This is a genomic window from Microcoleus sp. N9_A1, assembly GCF_036701795.1.
Classification (GTDB): Bacteria; Cyanobacteriota; Cyanobacteriia; order Cyanobacteriales; family Microcoleaceae; genus Microcoleus.
On record NZ_JAUBRI010000062.1, the window covers coordinates 22529 to 41231 of the forward strand.

At 41.8% G+C, this 18703-nt stretch carries 13 protein-coding genes and 1 pseudogene; 3 read left to right on the plus strand and 11 right to left on the minus strand.

Translation table 11 applies throughout. The features are described 5' to 3' along the window. Positions 1-8: 8 nt before the first annotated feature. From QUA58_RS23790 to QUA58_RS23825, 8 genes and pseudogenes are all read right to left on the minus strand, one after another. A complete protein-coding gene (locus tag QUA58_RS23790) occupies positions 9-662 on the minus strand; it encodes a hypothetical protein (protein WP_333248343.1) in 654 nt (217 codons plus the stop codon). A gap of 66 nt (positions 663-728) precedes the next feature. Further along, the gene (locus QUA58_RS23795; protein ID WP_333396328.1) at positions 729-2726 is read right to left on the minus strand and encodes a heavy metal translocating P-type ATPase; all 1998 of its coding nucleotides are present in this window, start codon (positions 2724-2726) and stop codon (positions 729-731) included. A 410-nt stretch (positions 2727-3136) separates the two neighbouring features. Further along, a pseudogene (locus QUA58_RS23800) lies at positions 3137-3502 on the minus strand (transposase); the annotation flags it as partial. Continuing rightward, complete coding sequence (locus tag QUA58_RS23805; RefSeq protein ID WP_333396330.1) at positions 3397-4794, minus strand: sulfotransferase family protein; 1398 nt, start codon at positions 4792-4794, stop codon at positions 3397-3399. The gene QUA58_RS23805 and the pseudogene QUA58_RS23800, both read right to left, overlap by 106 nt. Positions 4795-5222: 428 nt before the next feature. Beyond that, complete coding sequence (locus QUA58_RS23810) at positions 5223-6074, minus strand: sulfotransferase (RefSeq protein WP_333396332.1); 852 nt, start codon at positions 6072-6074, stop codon at positions 5223-5225. Between the two features lie 387 nt (positions 6075-6461). Beyond that, positions 6462-6809, minus strand: coding sequence for a helix-turn-helix domain-containing protein (locus tag QUA58_RS23815; RefSeq protein WP_333396334.1), 348 nt, complete (start codon positions 6807-6809; stop codon positions 6462-6464). Positions 6810-7291: 482 nt separating this feature from the next. Further along, positions 7292-7729 carry a VOC family protein gene (locus tag QUA58_RS23820; RefSeq protein ID WP_333248333.1) on the minus strand — a complete coding sequence of 146 codons (438 nt, stop codon included), beginning with the start codon at positions 7727-7729 and terminating at the stop codon, positions 7292-7294. Positions 7730-7875: 146 nt separating this feature from the next. Beyond that, complete coding sequence (locus tag QUA58_RS23825) at positions 7876-8385, minus strand: TIGR02652 family protein (protein WP_333248331.1); 510 nt, start codon at positions 8383-8385, stop codon at positions 7876-7878. 105 nt (positions 8386-8490) lie between these two features. Between QUA58_RS23825 and QUA58_RS23830 the strand changes: the two genes are divergently transcribed. Next, a complete protein-coding gene (locus tag QUA58_RS23830; RefSeq protein WP_333248329.1) occupies positions 8491-9036 on the plus strand; it encodes a gamma carbonic anhydrase family protein in 546 nt (181 codons plus the stop codon). 30 nt (positions 9037-9066) lie between these two features. On the opposite strand, the gene QUA58_RS23835 is transcribed toward QUA58_RS23830, so the two are convergent. Both QUA58_RS23835 and QUA58_RS23840 read right to left on the minus strand, forming a co-directional pair. Beyond that, entirely contained in the window at positions 9067-10050 is a 984-nt protein-coding gene (locus QUA58_RS23835; protein ID WP_333396336.1) for a hypothetical protein, read from the minus strand. Positions 10051-10073: 23 nt separating this feature from the next. Continuing rightward, positions 10074-11129, minus strand: a complete 1056-nt coding sequence (locus tag QUA58_RS23840) for a DUF262 domain-containing protein (RefSeq protein ID WP_333396338.1) — start codon at positions 11127-11129, stop codon at positions 10074-10076. A gap of 141 nt (positions 11130-11270) precedes the next feature. Here QUA58_RS23840 and QUA58_RS23845 point away from each other — a divergent pair, with 141 nt between their 5' ends. Continuing rightward, positions 11271-13748: a GH116 family glycosyl hydrolase gene (locus QUA58_RS23845; protein WP_333396340.1), complete on the plus strand. Its 2478-nt coding sequence runs from the start codon at positions 11271-11273 to the stop codon at positions 13746-13748. A gap of 420 nt (positions 13749-14168) precedes the next feature. Continuing rightward, positions 14169-15596, plus strand: coding sequence for a protein adenylyltransferase SelO family protein (locus QUA58_RS23850; RefSeq protein ID WP_333396342.1), 1428 nt, complete (start codon positions 14169-14171; stop codon positions 15594-15596). A 113-nt stretch (positions 15597-15709) separates the two neighbouring features. Here QUA58_RS23850 and QUA58_RS23855 read toward each other — a convergent pair whose 3' ends face one another. Next, positions 15710-17899 (minus strand): tetratricopeptide repeat protein, encoded by a 2190-nt coding sequence (locus QUA58_RS23855; protein ID WP_445301900.1) that lies wholly within the window; start codon positions 17897-17899, stop codon positions 15710-15712. Between the last annotated feature and the right edge of the window lie 804 nt (positions 17900-18703).

An 18703-nucleotide genomic window follows, 5' to 3' on the forward strand; every position in this document is an offset into this window, starting at 1 on the left:
CAACCATTTTACACTTTTAGGAAATAAGCTACAACTCCTAAAACTATTAACACTGCTCCGGTTAATCCTTGTTCATGATGCTCAAAAAAATGCAGCTTTTCTTCTAAAGCATTAACTCCTTTCATGCCCAAATCTACTAGCAAAACCATTCCCAAAACAGTCACCACTAAGTAGACGACAGAAACTACAAGTATGCCGATCCAACCAATCGTTCCTGCTGAAAAATAATAGGCTTCTATTTCGATGCAAGGCGAGAAAAACATTCCTGTTCCTAAAACAGCTAGAATTTGAAATTGCGATCGCTTGGTAGTTAAATTAACTGTTTCAACGTGATGATGGTGGTGGTGCTGTTTGCGAGAACTATCTAACTCTGCCAAAAGATAGATAATTCCTAAAACCAATAAAACTAAAGGCGCAATTACTTTAGCTGCCTCTACATAGGTAGCAGCTAACTTGTAACCAAATAAGCCGACGACAATTCCAATTAGGATAATGCTGAGAGTATGAGCAACTCCTGTAATTACTGTTGCCCGCAAAGTTTCGCTGCGAGACCAATTTTCAGTTTTACCAATCGCAATTAATGGCATCCAGTGGTTGGGAATTAATGCGTGAATAATACTAAGAGCTAGACTTCCCAACAGAATTTTGATGACACTTTCCATTTGCTTTCCTCTACAAATTGCTACAAGGATGGAGGAATTGCCCGCCCTCCTGGAGTTTTCATCCGACTACTTTAAAACTCTAGTTGCATTGAAAATTGCAGCTAAAGCGACCCCAACATCGGCAAAAACTGCCTCCCACATAGTAGCCAAACCAAAAGCACCCAAAGCAATAAATATCGCTTTAACTGACATCGCAAAAATGATATTTTGCCAGACAATATTGTGAGTCTTTCTGGCAATTTGGATGGCTTGCGCCACCTTTGACGGTGCATCTGCCATAATCACAATGTCAGCAGTTTCGATCGCCGCATCCGAACCCAAACCGCCCATCGCTATGCCCACATCAGCCCTAGCCAGAACTGGTGCATCATTAATTCCATCCCCGACAAAGACAATTTTATCGCCTTTTTTAGATTGGGATATCAGTTTTTCGATCGCCTCAACTTTTCCTTCGGGCAATAACTCAGCTAAATAGGAATCTAAACCGAGCTTTTTCGCAACACTATCGGCTACAGCTTGATTATCTCCCGTCAGCATCACAATTCGCTCCACACCCAGTTTCTTGAGGTCGCGAATCGCCTGTACTGCGTCGTCTTTAAGCTCGTCAGCAATTAAAATATAGCCAGCGTAGCGGTTGTCTACTGCCAAATGCACGATCGTACCTTCAGCATTGCAAACATCGTGAGCAATGTTTTCTCGGTGCAGCAAACGGTCATTTCCCGCAAAAACAATTTGATTGTTGACTTGGGCTCGGATGCCGTGTCCCGCTATTTCTTCGTAATCTTTCACATCCGATGAATCAATCTTGCCGCCGTAAGCTTCCAGAATAGATTTCGCAACTGGGTGATTAGATTGAGATTCTACTTTTGCGGCTATTTCCATTAACTGAGATTTGGAAAAACCATTTTGAGGTACAATTTGTGCTACTTTAAAAACTCCTTTTGTCAGAGTTCCTGTTTTGTCCAAAACAACTGTCTTGACTGCTGTCAGCGTATCTAAAAAAGTCGAGCCTTTAACCAAAATACCGCGCTTGGCTGCACCGCCAATTCCCCCAAAGTATCCCAGAGGAATGCTAATCACCAATCCGCAAGGGCAGGAAATAACTAACAAAACTAAGGCGCGGTAAACCCACAAAAATCTGTCTGCATTAGTTACTCCAGAAATGAACAAAGGCGGAATTAAAGCCACTGCTAGGGATGCAAATACTACAAACGGCGTGTAGTAACTGGCAAATTTGCTGATAAATTTCTCAGTTTCAGCTTTTTTACTTCTGGCATTTTCTACTAATTCCAGAATTCGGGAGATTGAAGATTCGCCGAAGAGTTTGGTAACTTTGACGGTGAGAACTCCTGTCTGGTTAATTGTTCCTGCTAAAACTGTTTCTCCAACTTTCACGGTTCGAGGTACTGATTCTCCAGTTAGTGCAGAGGTGTCAATCTGAGAGTTTCCGTCGATAATTTCGCCGTCTAAGGGAATTTTTTCTCCCGGTTTTACTAGGATGATATCGCCGACAGCTACGGTTTCGGGCGAAACTTTTTTGATGTCGCCATTTTGCTTGAGGTTGGCGCTGTCTGGGCGAATTTCTAAAAGCGATCGAATTGATTGACGCGATCGCCCGATCGCAAATTCTTGAAAAAGTTCTCCGATTTTGAAGAACAACATCACCCCGACAGCTTCAGGCAATTTATGAATGGCTAAAGCCCCCAGTGTTGCTACAGTCATCAAGAAATTTTCATCAAACACTCGGCCTCGCAGAATGTTGCGGCCGGCGCTGGTTAAAACATTCCATCCGCTCAAAAGATAGGCGGGGATGAAAACCAGATATTCAGCTATAGAATAGGGCGTGTTGTGCAGTTTTTCTTCAAAAATTAAACCGCCGACAAATAGTACAACAACCAATATCACAGGAATCAATTCTTGCTTGAGGTTAAAATCTCCGTTGCCGTGGTCGTGCCCGTGGTCGTGTCCGTGGTCGTGGTCATGGTTATGATTCTCATTGCTGTGATTGTGGTCGTCGTGACTGCAACTAGAGCAGCCGGAATCGCTAGATTTGGCTTTTTGCATGGTGTTTTCTGGGTTTTTGTTTATGCCTGATAGTATGAATAGATATTCATATTATAGGTTAAAAAGATAATTTACTAGATTTTGATTTCAAAATCTAGCTATTTTTTAGAAAAATATTGTTGAGTTTGTAGTGACGGTGAGAACTAATTAATAATAATAACTGTTCTCAATTGCGGGCAAGTAATTACATGGCTGATACACAAAGCTCAAGAAACCGGGTTTTTCAGCGAGATTGAGGGTGTTTGGCGAGTATTTTGGTGTAAAAACCCGGTTTCTGTCTACCCATTTTTTTAAGTATTGTTAAGAGAACATAATCTGTGCTAATCGTCACAGGCAGAAAACATGAAAAAAGGTTTTTGTTGTGAAATAGACATAAAAAAAAGTCAAAAAGCCTGCCGTACCAGGGCAGAAAGATTCATCACCATAAAAGTTATGGCGATGGTTGTTTCAGAAGTATTAGAAAGTTTAGCCATGACTCTACCAAGGCTGAATCTTCTTTTAGCTTCTCCAAATTTTCTGACAAATTGAGTTACGAATTCTCTCGTCTGACTGAGCTTGTTTCTTCTTTGACTTGCTAATATTTTTTGGGGTCTTCCTACAGGAACGCCACTCATCCTAATTCCTCTTTCTTTGCACCAAGCTCGATTTTCCTGCGTTCGATATAGCAAAATCACTTCACCCCTGACAATATTTCGGTCAAAACCGTTTTCTTCTTCATCCAAGGAAAAGGTTCTTCTAATATAGGTAAATTGAAAAATGGACAGAGCTTTTCCCATCCTTCGCCATCACAAACATCAATAATTAACAAAGATTCTGGACGGTCTTTAAAATATTCAAGCACATTTCTATAATGTAAATCATAAACATAAGACATTCTATCTTCATTAAACGCATAAGTACCATAAACAGCCGCTCTTAATAATCTTCTGATCTGCATCTTAGTCTCATTACTAGGATCGAAATCAAACGCAGACCTCTTTGACCAGTGAGCTTCTAAAGACTTTAACCAACATGATTTATTACGCACGGTTAAGATAAACTTACTATCAGGAAATATTTTATCTAACTGAGAATAAAAAGGAGCTACCGTTATATCTGTAATCCCATCATAATCATTGAGAATCGAAAAGTCATACTTAGCAGCCATCAGGTCTTGTAAAATTGTCTCATCATCAGGATAATGAACAACATTAATCCCTAGCATATTTAATGCCATTGTTAAGCTTTTAGTTCCCGTGCGACTCAAACCAATTCCAAAAACTTTCATCTTTTTACTTATCATGGGTCTTTGAATAATAATTTTACTTGAAAATTCTATAGTTTCGGCTAACGTCAAAGGAGCTTTTTCCAAAATATTCATTTGCTTAAGTTCGCGGAGAGCAATATTTGGTAAATTTTCAATAAACCTAGCAATTTCGGGCTGACTTGCCTGCTTGGAAATATATTTTCTTGCATAATCTACACCATATTTAGCAACCAAAAAATCTAAATCTTTTTCTTGTCTTCCCCAATCTTCCTGACAAATAGTTAATTTAGCTTGATGATAATCTTGGCGACTTCTCAGTTCTCTCAAAGCACATTTGGCAAAAATATGGTGATAGAATTGAAAAAAATCATGGATAATGTTAAATTTCTTAAATGCTTTTTTTAGCTTCAGTTTTTTTAGTGCCAGTCCACGAGTTCTTGATTCAGGTCTTAACACATATTTAGCATCATTATCAGGTACTTTAATTGCTTGCATTTCTCTGATTACATCAATTCTAGTAATATGTACACCACAATGAATATGACCTCTGAATTTATCAAGAACATAACAGTCTACGTATGGCAAACTATTGCTGGTAAGGAAAGGAGACATATCCTCCATAATTAAACAATCAGCATCCAGGAAGACAACAAAATCACAATCGTAATTCATCTTCAGCATTTGCTGAACAGCGTGGGCAAAAGGTTTAACGTTTTCAATAATATGAACTTGACGAGGCTGAATATTTTTGATAGCTAGGTCTAAGGCTATTTGGGATGTTCTTTCGCCAACAGTTCTAAAAACTAAATCGATTTTTTTCATGGTATTTTAATTCCAAGCCTGAGTTTTTAACTTGGAAAGCTGATAAATTACATTATCACCATAAAAATCAGAAGTCAAGTGCTTGATTTTTCTGTAAATTTATGATAGTGGTGCGAACTTGTACCAATTCTTAAAAGTTATGTAACAAGCGACATATTAGACCTCTTGCATAAGTCTTTTTAATCAAATTTTCGGACGATGCTCAAAGCCCATCCCACAAGAAAAAAAAATTGTGGGATGGGCTCTGAGCATCGTCCTAATTATTTTTGCAAGAGGTCTATTAAGTGCAGATTTATAGTGAATTGCTATGAGCCGCCTCCTTGTGGAGGGTGAACGCTTAATAGCAGAATTTTCATAGCAAATTTACAATACTCCGAACAATTTTGAGTTGAGAAGAGGTCTGAGAAATATCAAAAGTTGGTTCGATGCTACACCTCCCATTTCAATTCTTCGTTTTCTTTATCGGCAATTTCTTCAAATAAACGCTCCACAGTAGGGTCAAGTTCTTGACGCCAACGCAAATCTAAAGTAATTTCTAAACCATGATTTTGGTAATAATCTGAGCAACGCTTTGATACCTTATGTAAAAATTCTTCTGTATTTTTGTGTTGAGCCTTTGCTATTAAAAACTTCGTTCCGTTGTTTCCTCCTACTGGATGATGTTCGTGCTGGTAATATTTAACCATTTGGGGTTGATAGTCTATTTCCAAAAAATCGCAAAGCGTTCTGATGACACTTTCTACATTTGTGGCAAGATGTTCATATTTTATCTTAATTTTATTACCATTAAAATGACGGTACAATTCTTGGGTTTCATTAATGAGTTCCTTCCAATCATTAATTATTTCTTTGACATTTTTTTGAGGATATTTTCTGGTGCGGGAATTGATAACTGCCCGCCCATCTCTTTGGAGAAATATCAAAAAAGGTTGGGAAGATGTTTTTTGAATAGTGGCTATTTGCTCTTCTAGCCAAGAAGTGTTTTTTGTAGAATCAATTACAATTGGCTTTTGTGTTTTGAGCGATATTTGTTCGTATAAGTCTAGGTGAGTGCTAGTAATAAAATCTTTCCAAACTGGACAATTGATACCACAAAGGTTGCAAGTTCTTTTTATGGGGTAGTTTGTATTTTGCATGAATCTGGCTTTCCTTGCCTCTCCCGAGTAGAAACAATCCTGATGACTTCCCAGTATAAGTCCTAGAAGCGTAGAGCCAGAGTGACCAGCGCCACAGATAAAACAAACCTTTTGATTGATTCTTGATCCAGAATTTAGCACCATATCGCTGTAATAAATAAATTGCTTTGGGAAAATATTTTAGAACTTTAATTAACACACAATTTCACTGACGGAATATCAAAACACTGAGTTGTTAATCCTTCACACTGCTGTTTTGACCATTACGGCATCAATTGGCCAAGCTTGTAGTCATACTCAGGAGGCTCAAATTTTCCCATGCCAGAACTAGGATTAAGGGTTAGCTCACCAAAGATATGACGGCCAATATCCTAAAAATCGACGCGTAAAAATGGCTGCTCGCTTGCTAAGGTTTCAGCCATATCAATTATAACAGTAAAGTTTGTAGGTTTCATCAGTTCTCCCCGAGAGCGGGGGTATTCTTCACCTAGAGCTAAGTCGAGAATCTTAAAATTGTTTTTATACTCGGACTTATCCCCAGGCTTCTTGAACTTTTTGGCTAACATTTTTTAATTGCTTTGGTTCTTGTTTAGCCCAGTCTTTGATTTGGGCTTTCTGCGAAGAGTTAAATAGTGCCTCTTCACCTCTTCCTGGTTTATTATAAAGTCCTATCATTCCCTCTAATTCCCACCGAGTGAACCACTTATAGAGTGTCTTATAACTTATTCTGAAAATATTCATTAACTCTCTTTTTTTTACTCCTTGCGAAGCTAATATGAGGCAATGTGCTCTCTGATGTACCTGATGATGTCGGCTTTGGCGATGAATTCGCTGTAGCAATTTAGACAAAAGAGGATTTATTTTCCTGATAAACATCATAGGAAATTCTAATTAACTCATAATTTTGCCTGGAATATCATTATACTATGTATTTGTGTAATTAATTCTGTCTAATACCAATTCACCATGAAGGTACACGCTCATATAGGCTAAAGTAGAGGAGATCCAATATGGTCAACAAATTTCAGGTAGAAATCCAGGAAACGGTTGAGGAACTAGAGCATCGACTCGAACGCGCTATAACCGCAGTAAGTAAATAAAAATTACTGCTATTATACTTGATTGCCACCCAAAAAATCGGTGTTGCTTAATCATGGTATGAAAAAAATAACTTGAAAATCCAAACGCTTTGTGAATACTGGTTTCTATGACGGGCATATTTAGCCTTTCATACCGTAAATCAGCAACGCCGTTAATTGATATCCGGATTAAAGCAGATTAGTGGGATTGGGATTTTTCAACCGCAGATATCAGCAGATGAACACAGATGGGATTTCTGAAGTGTTTTAACTCAGACTTAATTAGCTATTCATCCGCCGGATAAACTCTAAGGGTAAACCGTCTGTATCGGCAATAAAAGCTACTTCGTAAACATTTTGCCCGATCGCCTGTTGAGTCGGTTCTAATAAAACTTTCAAAGGTTGAAACTGGTTTGGTTCGTCTTTAGCTGCTTCCTCAAACTGTTTTTTGAGAGACTGCAACCAACTAGGCAAGTCAGTTGTCGCCTCAGTTAAATCGAAAGATAAATGATAATACCCAACATAATGCTCGTCACCGAAAGCATCCGGTGCGGGTTTTGGTTCTGGGATTTGGATTAGTTCGATGCGTCCGTTGAGACCTTCCATCCAACAGGCTAAGGTGTAACCTGTGGTAAAGCGATCGCTCACAGTAAATCCTAACTGTTCGTAAAAGGCGATCGCCCGGTGAATGTTAGCAGTGCGAATCGAGGCGTGGTGCATTTGGCAGTTGGCAGTTGACAGTTGGCAGTTGGCAGTTGACAGTTGGCAGTTGGCAGTTGACAGTTGATAGTTGACAGTTGATAGTTAACAGTTAACAGTTAACAGTTGTCAATTGTTACCTATGACCAATGACTACTGACTACTGACTATTCAAACAACCGAAAATAGGGATATCTAATCGGAACTCCCGGCTCTTTTTCCAAATCAAAATTAATCACTTCCCAGCAAGGTTCCTCCTGGGGTTCGGGGCTAAAATCCACAGGTAAACCGTACAGCTTTGGGCGCGGCGAATCCGGTTGGCCCCGCCAAGGCGTGCTGCGTTCCAAATAAGCGCTGATTAAGTCTCGATAGCGTTGAGCAACGATCACGCGAGTTGCTCGGTAGCCTTGAGTATAAAGTCGATCGAGCGCTTCGTGAATTTCAAACCGAATCCCGTCGGGGTGGGTGTGCTGGCGATACCATTCATCCTCCCAGCGGCGCCAGTGCCGCCCAGACTGAAGATGAACAAGTTCCCCCGTTTTTGGATCTGCCTCAAATGCCCCGTGACGCACGCACAAATAGGTATCCGTGAGCGTTAGAGCCGGAATTGTTTGGCGGCAGTGGGGACACTGAATTTCCGGGCCAAACATCGGGTATTGCAAGGCAACTTCAATCATTTATTGCGTCCCAGCATATTTATCTGCAAAAGTGGCAAATAGTCTTATTATATCCCGTATCAACAACCAGCTAATCTGCTAGAAGTATCACGATCGACCAAAAAGATGAGCAATCTCAACGAACCTCTGCTTGCACTTCCTGCCTATTGGCCCGCACCGGATCTCTCCCAAGCGGCTTTTGTCGCTGTTAGCGCTGTTGTCATCGGCAGGGTAGAGGTGGCTGCAGGCGCTAGTATTTGGTACGGGGCGGTGGTTCGGGGGGATGTAGAGCGAATTGCGATCGGTAAAAGTACCAATATCCAAGATGGAGCAATTCTGCACGGCGATCCGGGAAAACCGACTATTTTGGAAGATTTTGTGACTGTCGGACACCGAGCGGTGATTCATTCAGCTTACATTGAACGGGGGTGTTTGATCGGGATTGGGGCGATCGTCCTGGATGGAGTCAGGGTGGGCACAGGCTCGATCGTCGGTGCGGGGGCGGTTGTGACGAAGGACGTTCCCCCTCGCACGCTGGTTGCGGGAGTGCCTGCGAAGCGGCTGCGAGATGTCTCTGAGGAGGAATCTGCGGAGTTGGTGGAACACGCTAAGCGTTACGAAAAGTTGGCTCTGGTGCACGCGGGGAAAGGTTCTGATTTGGGATTTGCGTAAGGAAGTGCGATCGGGTTTGTCTTAAAACTGTCATATATCATATTGAAATATAGAATTAACGCTGTCCCGAAAAATGGGATAAAGCGCGATCAATTCTTCTGTTATGTGAAAACAATGCTTGTCTAAAGGCAAAACGATAATTTTTTCTTCTACTAAAATCGCCAAAAAATATTGTAATAACGAAATACTACGAGGAATTAAGTCGGTTGGTGTTGAATTAACTTTTTCTCGAATACATTTAATAGCCTCTTGAATTTGATCCTCTTTTCCAGCACTGGCAAGAATACCATATAAGTTATCGCAAAAACGGCTCATATCTTTTGGTTGTAATTCTTGGGGAATTTTTTGAGCAAATAGCTTTTGGGTAGCAACAGCTATTTGACGCTTTCTTTTGATTGGAGGATACTCATGCTCTTGTATAGTAGAAGCTATTTGTTCAAATGCCATAATCATGGTATCTAGCTGTTCAACAGTAGCTTTAATTTGTGCCGCTAAACGGAGTTTCTTCCAATCAATCTCAGCACTTTTATAAACCAAATCATGAGTTGAAACTGCCCAGGCGTGTTCAAAAGCACTTTTTATTTGAATTTCAAACAGAATATCAAATATACTTAAATTAGATAAATCTGGAGCTTCGGCTCTTCTTAAGCGAGCATAAATTCTGGTTGAATCAAATATAAAACTATCTGGAGATTTTTTGTTTTGTCCTCTTTTTACTATTTTCTTGACATCAACATCAAAAGTATTTTGACAAAATTCAATCACTTCTTGTTCTTGTAAGAGACTTGGTATAATGACTGTACAAGCAAATAAGTCATTTAATTCAGACCATTTCTTGAATCTACCTGTCTCGATTTTTTCCGCTAAAGATTCAATAGTTTTAATTCTCGAAGTCAGTGCATATCCTTTGTCATCACAAAAATTCAGCATGGTTGATTTGACTCGCTTTGCAACAATATCAACCAGGGGACGATATTGTTGATACTGGCGGTCTAAAATAGGAGGATAAATCATAAATTTGATAACTTACCAATTAATCACAAATTAATAGTTCCTAAAATCACTGATTTTAATATCTTAATTCTGGTTTTATTTTTTTCAATTCCCGCTGAACCTAATAATGAAGTTGTAATGGCATCATAATAATCTTGAGCTGCGGGAATATTTATCCTTGCTTCGGGAGAATCTACTGATTTAAAAAATTGGTCTATTCTCTTACAAACCTCGGCAGTTATTTTCAATGGTTGCTCAGCATTTAATTCTGATAGGGCGCCCAACAATGAATAAAAATCTGCTTGATTTTTTAGTCGTGTCTTACACAAATTTATATTGGAAGGAGATTGATTTAAAAGCTCTTTTATTAATTCAATAACTTTTTTAAATCGATCTTCTATTTCATCTCGATCGTCCCACTCTAAATCTCTGTCGTTAAAAGCTTTATCCAAATCATCCTGACGATAAGATTTGACTCCTTCTTCTAATAAAAGTAAAAGTAGAGTCACAAATTCTACATCTTTCATTTGTTTTCTTGATTTGGGAGGAATTGAGGGAAAGTTTTCCGGCAAAACGGAAATCATCCACTCAGTTAGATATTCTACCGTAGTGATAAATACTCCACTAAACTTGGCGTGACGAAGTTCTTGAGGGGTTAATTTACTAACATTACGATTAATGCGGTCAAATATATTATTGATAATTGCTTCATCGTCGGATGGGACATATTCAACAGCAAACTGATATTTCCAAAATTTTTGCTTGAACTCATTGTCTAAGTCTGTGAAATATTTTCCTCTAATTCTTGTAATAGTTGCGGTTTCACTTACAGGAAATTCATTTTTAGCAAAGTCGAATAAAGTGGATAACCTTTGCTTTCCATCAACTATACTATACTTAGAGATACCTTCAGGAGTAATTTCTTGATACAAAAAAATTGCCGGGGCAGGATACTCATTAAGTACAGTATCAATAAAAAAGTCTTTGTATTCTTGATTCCAAACACTGCGTCTTTGATAAGGTGGCTCAAGATCGAGCAGGTGTCTTGTGTAGAGATCCCAAAACCAAGAAACCGTTTGAAAATTAATGGCTCGACTCATCTGACTTTTTCCGTAATAGAGTGAACTGGTAATTTAGATTATACACTATACTGATTGGGGCATAAGAGCAAATTTGGGTGAAAAGCTAAATTTATTAACAATCAGGATTGTTAAGCCCGATCGCGCGCTAAGATTAATCCCATGAATAACGATCGCACATCTACTCCAAACATCCCCCCGCAGGCCTGGAAACGCGCCATCGGCCAGGGTTGGGACAATCCCTATACAGTCCGCTACGCCAGCAATCTCGACGACGGCCCCTGGCACGGAATGCCTCTGGGCGGGTTCGGTGCAGGCTGCATCGGGCGATCGCCCCGCGGCGACTTCAACCTCTGGCACATCGACGGCGGCGAGCACATTTTTCGCAGTTTACCCGCTTGTCAATTCAGCGTTTTTGAAGAAACAAAAGGTAAGAAACAAGCCTATGCACTGTCTACTGAACCGCCTACAGATAGCAGTTTATCTAGTTGGAAATGGTATCCTTGCGAAGGAAGATTGGCAGCGAGCAATGTACGGGATTTAACGGATGTAACGGATGGGAGAGAGCAGGCTGAAGGAATGGGGGGAAAGTCTTATACTGGGACTTATCATGCTTTGTATCCGCGCAGTTGGTATGTTTATGAAAATGTGTTTGAGGCTCAATTTAGCTGCGAGCAATTTTCCCCAATTTTGCCCAATAATTATCAAGAAACCAGTTACCCAGTCGCCATGTTTGAATGGGTAGCGCACAATCCTACAGATGCGCCGATTACTCTCAGCATCATGTTAACTTGGGAGAATATTGTCGGCTGGTTTACTAATGCTAACAAGTCGCCGGAAGTGATGGTGCGAGATGATGGTAGTCCATTTTATGACTATAAACCCCGCTGGGGAGAAAGTGCGGGAAATTTGAATTTGTTGGTGGAAGATTTTCACCGTTTTGGTTGCGTGATGACGCGGTTGACTGCTGACGATCAGCCACAAGAAGGGGATGGACAGTGGGCGATCGCAACTGTGACTAATCCGGCGGTAGAAGTATTCTATCAAACTCGCTGGAATCCGGCGGGGAATGGCGAGGATATTTGGCGACACTTTGCTGCGGAAGGTTTCTTGTTGGATGACAAAGATGAGACAGCGGCCTCGGCAGGGGAACGGTCGGCTTGTGCGATCGCAGTTCGCTTTACAATTCGACCAGGGAAAACTCGCAAAATCCCCTTTATCATAGCTTGGGATTTGCCCGTTACTGAATTTGCATCGGGAGTTTCTTACTACCGCCGCTATACTGATTTCTTCGGGCGGAATGGCAAAAATGTTTGGCCGATTATTCGCACGGCGATGAAGCATTCCGATACTTGGCGCGAAAGTATTGAAGCTTGGCAAAAACCCATTTTAGAACGCACAGATTTGTCCGACAGTTTCAAAATGGCGCTGTTTAATGAGTTGTACATTTTGACTGACGGCGGTACTATTTGGAGTGCGGCGGACGAACGCGATCCGAAGGGTCAATTTGGGGTTTTGGAGTGCATTGATTACCGCTGGTACGAAAGTTTGGACGTGCGGCTTTACGGTTCTTTTGCTTTGTTGATGCTGTGGCCTGACTTGGAAAAGTCGGTAATGATTGCCTTTGCTAGGGCAATTTCTGCAGGAGACGATACTGCGCGAGTTATTGGTTGGAATCAAGCTGCGGCTATTAGAAAAGCTGTCGGTGCAACGCCGCACGATTTGGGTGCTCCGAACGAACATCCTTGGGAGAAGACGAATTATACTAGCTATCAAGATTGCAATTTGTGGAAGGATTTACCGTGCGATTTTGTGTTGCAGGTTTATCGGGATTTCCTGTTGACTGGTGGCACAGATTGCGAGTTTTTGCAAGAGTGTTGGCCGGCAATTGTTGAGGCTTTGGCTTATCTGAAAACTTTTGATGAGGATGGGGACGGCATTCCTGAGAATTCGGGTGCGCCGGATCAGACGTTTGATGATTGGCAAATGCGGGGGATTAGTGCGTATTGCGGCGGTTTGTGGTTGGCGGCGCTGGAAAGTGCGATCGCGATCGGCGAAATCTTGGAAGATGCAGCACCGCAGATAATTCCTAACCCTCAAGCAAAGATAGCATTATATCACAGTTGGCTGCTACAAGCAAGACCAAGCTATCAAGAAAAACTGTGGAACGGTCAATATTACCGTTTGGACAGCGAGAGTAATTCCGAAGTGGTGATGGCAGACCAACTGTGCGGTCAATTTTACGCAAAACTGTTAGGATTGCCGGATATTGTGCCGCCGGAATGTGCAGTCAGCGCTTTAGAAACTGTGTACGATTCTTGCTTTTTGAAGTTCAACGAGAGCGAGTTCGGTGCGGCAAATGGGGTGATGCTAAACGGTTCGCCGGAAAATCCCAATGCGACTCATCCTTTGGAAGTTTGGACGGGGATTAATTTTGGGTTAGGAGCTTTTTTGGTACAGATGGGAATGGAGGAGAAAGCTTTTAAATTGACGGATGCTGTGGTGAAGCAGATTTATGACAATGGCTTGCAGTTTCGCACGCCGGAAGCGATTACGGCGGGGGGGACTTTTCGGGCGAGTCACTATTTGCGGGCGATGGCAATTTGGGCGATTTACGGGGTGTTGACCAATTTTAAATAGGGGAAAAGGTATATTAGCTGGTGAAGCCCACTAAAATTTAAAAAATTTAAGCCTTCAACCCCATTTTTAGCAAGGAAAACGGTTAATTCACCTATCAATAAAATTGACCGTAAAAATTTTTTGCGTTCGAGGAAGACATTAAGGTTTCATGCTCAAATGTTAGCATAGCTAAAGTTTGAGCATGAAACAGCCCTGGGATGCGAGGGGTATCGAACTCGGCTAAGTAGTCGTGCAAAATTAATTACACAATATTTCGCGTGAAAGCCTTACCTAGCAAGGAGTCTTTCTGTAATTAATTTTGTTTAGTTACTTATAAACGAGAGAGACCAAGGGTATGAGGCAATTATTGACACCAATGCAGTCCGCACCTTACCCGTATATAATTTGGAGCGATCGCCAATTTCAAGATAAAATATAAAAATGTCAAATCCTTTACTTTCCCTCAACTACGAACCCGCCATCGAATCCCTCGGTGGCGACTATTTTGATGAAGTCCCTGCTGCCGATTTTCCGCAGCATATTCTCCGCTTCCGCAATGACCAATTATTGCCGACATTGGGTTTAGACCCCGCACAAGTAACCGACCAACATTTCATCGAAGCATTCGGCGAATTTCACTGTGTGCGTCCCTTTCTCGCACTCCGTTACCACGGCTATCAATTCAACGAATATAACCCGAATTTAGGCGACGGTAGAGGCTTTTTATACGGTCAAGTTCGCGGTACAGACGGCAGACTTTACGACTTCGGCACTAAAGGTTCCGGCCGCACGCCCTACTCGCGCAGCGCTGATGGTAGACTCACTCTCAAAGGGGGAATTCGCGAAGTTTTAGCCGCCGAAGCTTTGCACCGATTGGGAGTTCGGACATCTCGTTGTTTTAGTTTAGTTGAAACTGGGGATGCTTTGTGGCGGGGCGACGAACCATCACCCACGCGATCGTCTGTAATGGTGCGTTTCAGCCACTCTCACATCCGTTTTGGCACTTTTGAAAGACTGCACTATATCCGGCGCCCGGATTTAACTAAAAAACTTTTAGATTTTGTTATTGAATATTACTATCCAGAACTGCATTTAGAAGCAAGTAATGCCGGTGTTTCGCCTGCAGAAAAATATGCGCTATTTTATGCAGATTTAGTCAAGCGAGTAGCTGAATTAGTCGCTCAGTGGATGGCGGCAGGATTTTGCCACGCAGTGCTGAATACTGATAATATGTCGATTACAGGAGAAAGTTTTGATTACGGGCCTTTTGCTTTTATCCCAACTTATAAGCCGGAATTTACAGCAGCTTATTTCGACCATTACGGTCTTTATTGTTACGGCAATCAACCGTTTATTTGCCAGGGGAATTTAGAAAAGCTCCAGCAACCGCTAGCAGCGGCAATTCCTCAAGCTGATATGGATGCTGCTTTGGCAAAGTTTGGCGATTATTATAATGCAGCTTATCGGCAGTTGATGCTCAACAAATTGGGATTTGAGGATTTGCCAGAGGCGGAGGGAGATGAGTTGTTGAAGGTGACAATTAAAATGCTGGCGCAGTCTCAAGTAGCCTATCACGATTTCTTTTGGGAATTGCGAAGACAGTTCTCTGGCACTTGGCGAGATGATGCTAGTCTAATTTTTGCGGAGGCGGAACCGGCCGATTTGATAGCACCTTGGCGGCAGTTTTATTATCACGTTTTGCAAAGTTTGTCGGCGGATGATATGGACAAAATGGCGGATAGGTTGCGGAAGCACAATCCCGAACAATCGCTGTTGAGACCGACGATTGAGGCTGTGTGGGAGTCCATAGCTATTGAGGATAATTGGGAACCGTTTTATGAATTGGTGAAGAGACTTCAAAATTCTTAAAGGGAATTGGGCATGGCATTGTTGACTGTTGCCTGTTGACTGTTAACTGTTGACTAACAACTAACAACTAACAACTAACAACTAACAACTGACAACTGACAACTGACTAATGACTACTTGAGTTTTTCAATCTCAAATTGTGTGTCTTTGTAACCGCCAGTAAGTCCTTGATCTAGAAACATTTTGCCGGCTTTTTCTAAATCGCTAATTGCTCCCGCTTTGTCTCCCAATGAGCGGCGAACCATGCCTCTACCGTAGTAAGCACCAGCATAATTCGGACTGATCCGAATAGCCTGCACATAATCGGCGATCGCACTATTGTAATTCTTTAACTCCTGATAAATCTTAGCCCGATTGGCGTAAGCTTCAGCATTGTTGGGATTGAACCCGATTGCTGCTGTAAAATCTGCGATCGCCCCCTGGGCGTCACCCCCGGCGCTGCGAGCTAAACCACGATTGTTAAAAGCATTAAAATCATTCGGATTTACTGTCAGCGCTTGAGTGCAATCGGCAATTGCTTTCGGATAATCCTTCAAGTTTAAATAAGCAATGCAGCGATTGTTGTAAGGAACCCCATCCTCATCGCTTAGCGAAATTGCCTGAGTGCAATCGTCAATTGCCGCTTGATGCGCTCCCAAATTCAACTGCGTGCTACAACGATTAGCGTAAGCATCTCCACTCTTGGGATCGATCGCAATTACCTGAGAATAATCCGCCAAAGCTCCCTGATAATCTCCTAGGTGAAAGCGAGCTCTCCCCCGACTGTAAAAAGCATCAACATTCTTAGCATCAAGTTTAATTGCCTCAGTATAATCTCCAATTCCCCCCTGCAAATCGCCGCTCCCAGCACGAGCCAGTCCCCGCGAATGATAAGCTTTAACAAGGTTCGGCTGCAACCGAATTACTTCGGTAAAATCCTGAAGAGCCATCTTGTAGTCTTGCTGTTCTAAATAAGTAACTCCTCTTTCATAATATGTATCAACATCGTTGGGCTGGAGATTCAAAGCTTGAGTGTAATCCTCAATCGCCCCACGCTTGTCGTTAAAATCGTGACGGGCTAGGCCGCGGTTAAAATAAGCCTGAACATATTTAGGATTGAGAGCGATAGCCTGAGAATAATCCGCAATTGCTTCTTGATACTTTTTTAAATCATAATTAACATTACCGCGCTGGTAAAAACTCTCAGCATTTTTAGGATTCAATTGAATTGACTTATTAAAAGCCTGCAAAGCTGCATCCGCCTCTTGATTGCGAGACTTTTCTACTCCCTGTTCGTAATATTCCTTAGCTTTAATCGGATTCGGTCGGCTCCCATAACTAAACAGAAATATCAGAACTATCGCCGCCCCTACGCCCGCCAAAATCAGCAACCAAAATCGACTTCCCAAACGTGAATAAAAACGATCAGAAGACACTAAGCTGGGAGCAATACTTTTCTTGTGAGCCGTATTCACAGGATCTTGGCGGTGTCTCAACTTGCTGAGAGCTACCAAAACTTCCTCTGCAGATTGATAGCGCTTGGCAAATTGGTGACAGACCATTTTGTCAATTATATTTGCTAATCCCACAGAACATTGAGATCGGTTTCGCCAAACAATTTCCCCGGTATGAGAAGGACTCGGATCTTGCAATTTTGGCAAATCCGTACCGGGTAAACCAGTGATAGCTTGGACTGCCATCATCCCGACTGCATAGAGGTCACTGCTAAATTGCGGGTTGCCTTGAAATTGTTCGATCGGCATATAAGCCGGAGTTCCAGTAGCAATGGTGCGCGGAAATTCTGTATCGTAGTCACTGACGTGACTCGCAACTTCTTTAACCGAACCGAAGTCAATTAAAACTAATTTGCCGTCTGGTTTGCGGCGGATTAAGTTGGAGGGATTAACATCGCGGTGAATCACTCCCTGAGAGTGTACGAAGGCGAGAAGTTGTAACACTTCTTCCAACAAATCCAGCACTCTTTCTTCCCGCCAAGGTTGACCGGCCACAATTTCCCTATTTAGGGCGTGTCCGGGTACAAACTCTTCGACGAGGTAGAATTGATTGGCTTCTTCAAAATAAGCTAGTAAAAATGGAATTTGATCGTGTTTTCCCAGCTTTTCTAATATTTCTGCTTCTTGTTTAAATAAGCGGTAAGCGGTTTTGAGAACTGTGGAAGTGTTGCTGGGAGGGCGTAGTTGTTTGACTACACATTGAGGGTGGCCCGGCCGGCGAGTATCGACAGCTAAATAAGTTTGTCCAAAAGCTCCTGAACTGAGAATTTGCACTACGCGATAACGCCTGTCTAAAAGTTGACCAACCATGTTCATATCTATAATTGAGAATTGGTAACGGGGAGTTGGTAATTGGGAATTGGTAACGGGGAGTTGGTAATTGGAAGTTGGTGATTGGGAATTGCTGATTGGTGATTTTCCCTTCTTCCTTCTTCCTTCTTCATTGTTCATTCTTCATTTTTCCTGATAACTGATGATTGATGACTACTGACTAATGATTGATGACTGAGAGGGCGGGTTTTTCCTTTTTTTTAGTCATTTATATCATATATCCTTAGCTAAACCCGCCCCTACAAAATGCTAATGATTGATGACTGATGACTGAGAGGGCGGGTTTAGCCTTTTTTTTAGTCATTTGTATCATATATCCTTAGCTAAACCCGCCCCTACAAAATGCTAATGATTGATGACTGATGACTGAGAGGGCGGGTTTAGCCTTTTTTTTAGTCATTTATATCATATATCCTTAGCTAAACCCGCCCCTTGTATCTTAAAAGAGTCAGGCGCTCAAACCGTAGACCGCAGGCTATAGAACCGCAGACACGGTTGTAATCGAATCGCAGACACGGTTGTAATTGAATCGTAACACGAGTAAAGATAAAGAAACCATTAAAGTTTCTTGCCTATAGGTACACATGACAGTAAAAAGTGTTGTGATCGGACATCAGAAATTGGTGAAGTTGGCCCGCCCCTTAGACACTCACAAGTCTGTTGCGTAGATAAGCTCCCATGACTGATGACAGGCGCATATAAAAAGCTGGACAGTATCTTAGGCGCTCGTTTTCACGGGACAGCCTGCATTTATAAGGTTAGTTAAATTGCCTGTCATGTTCT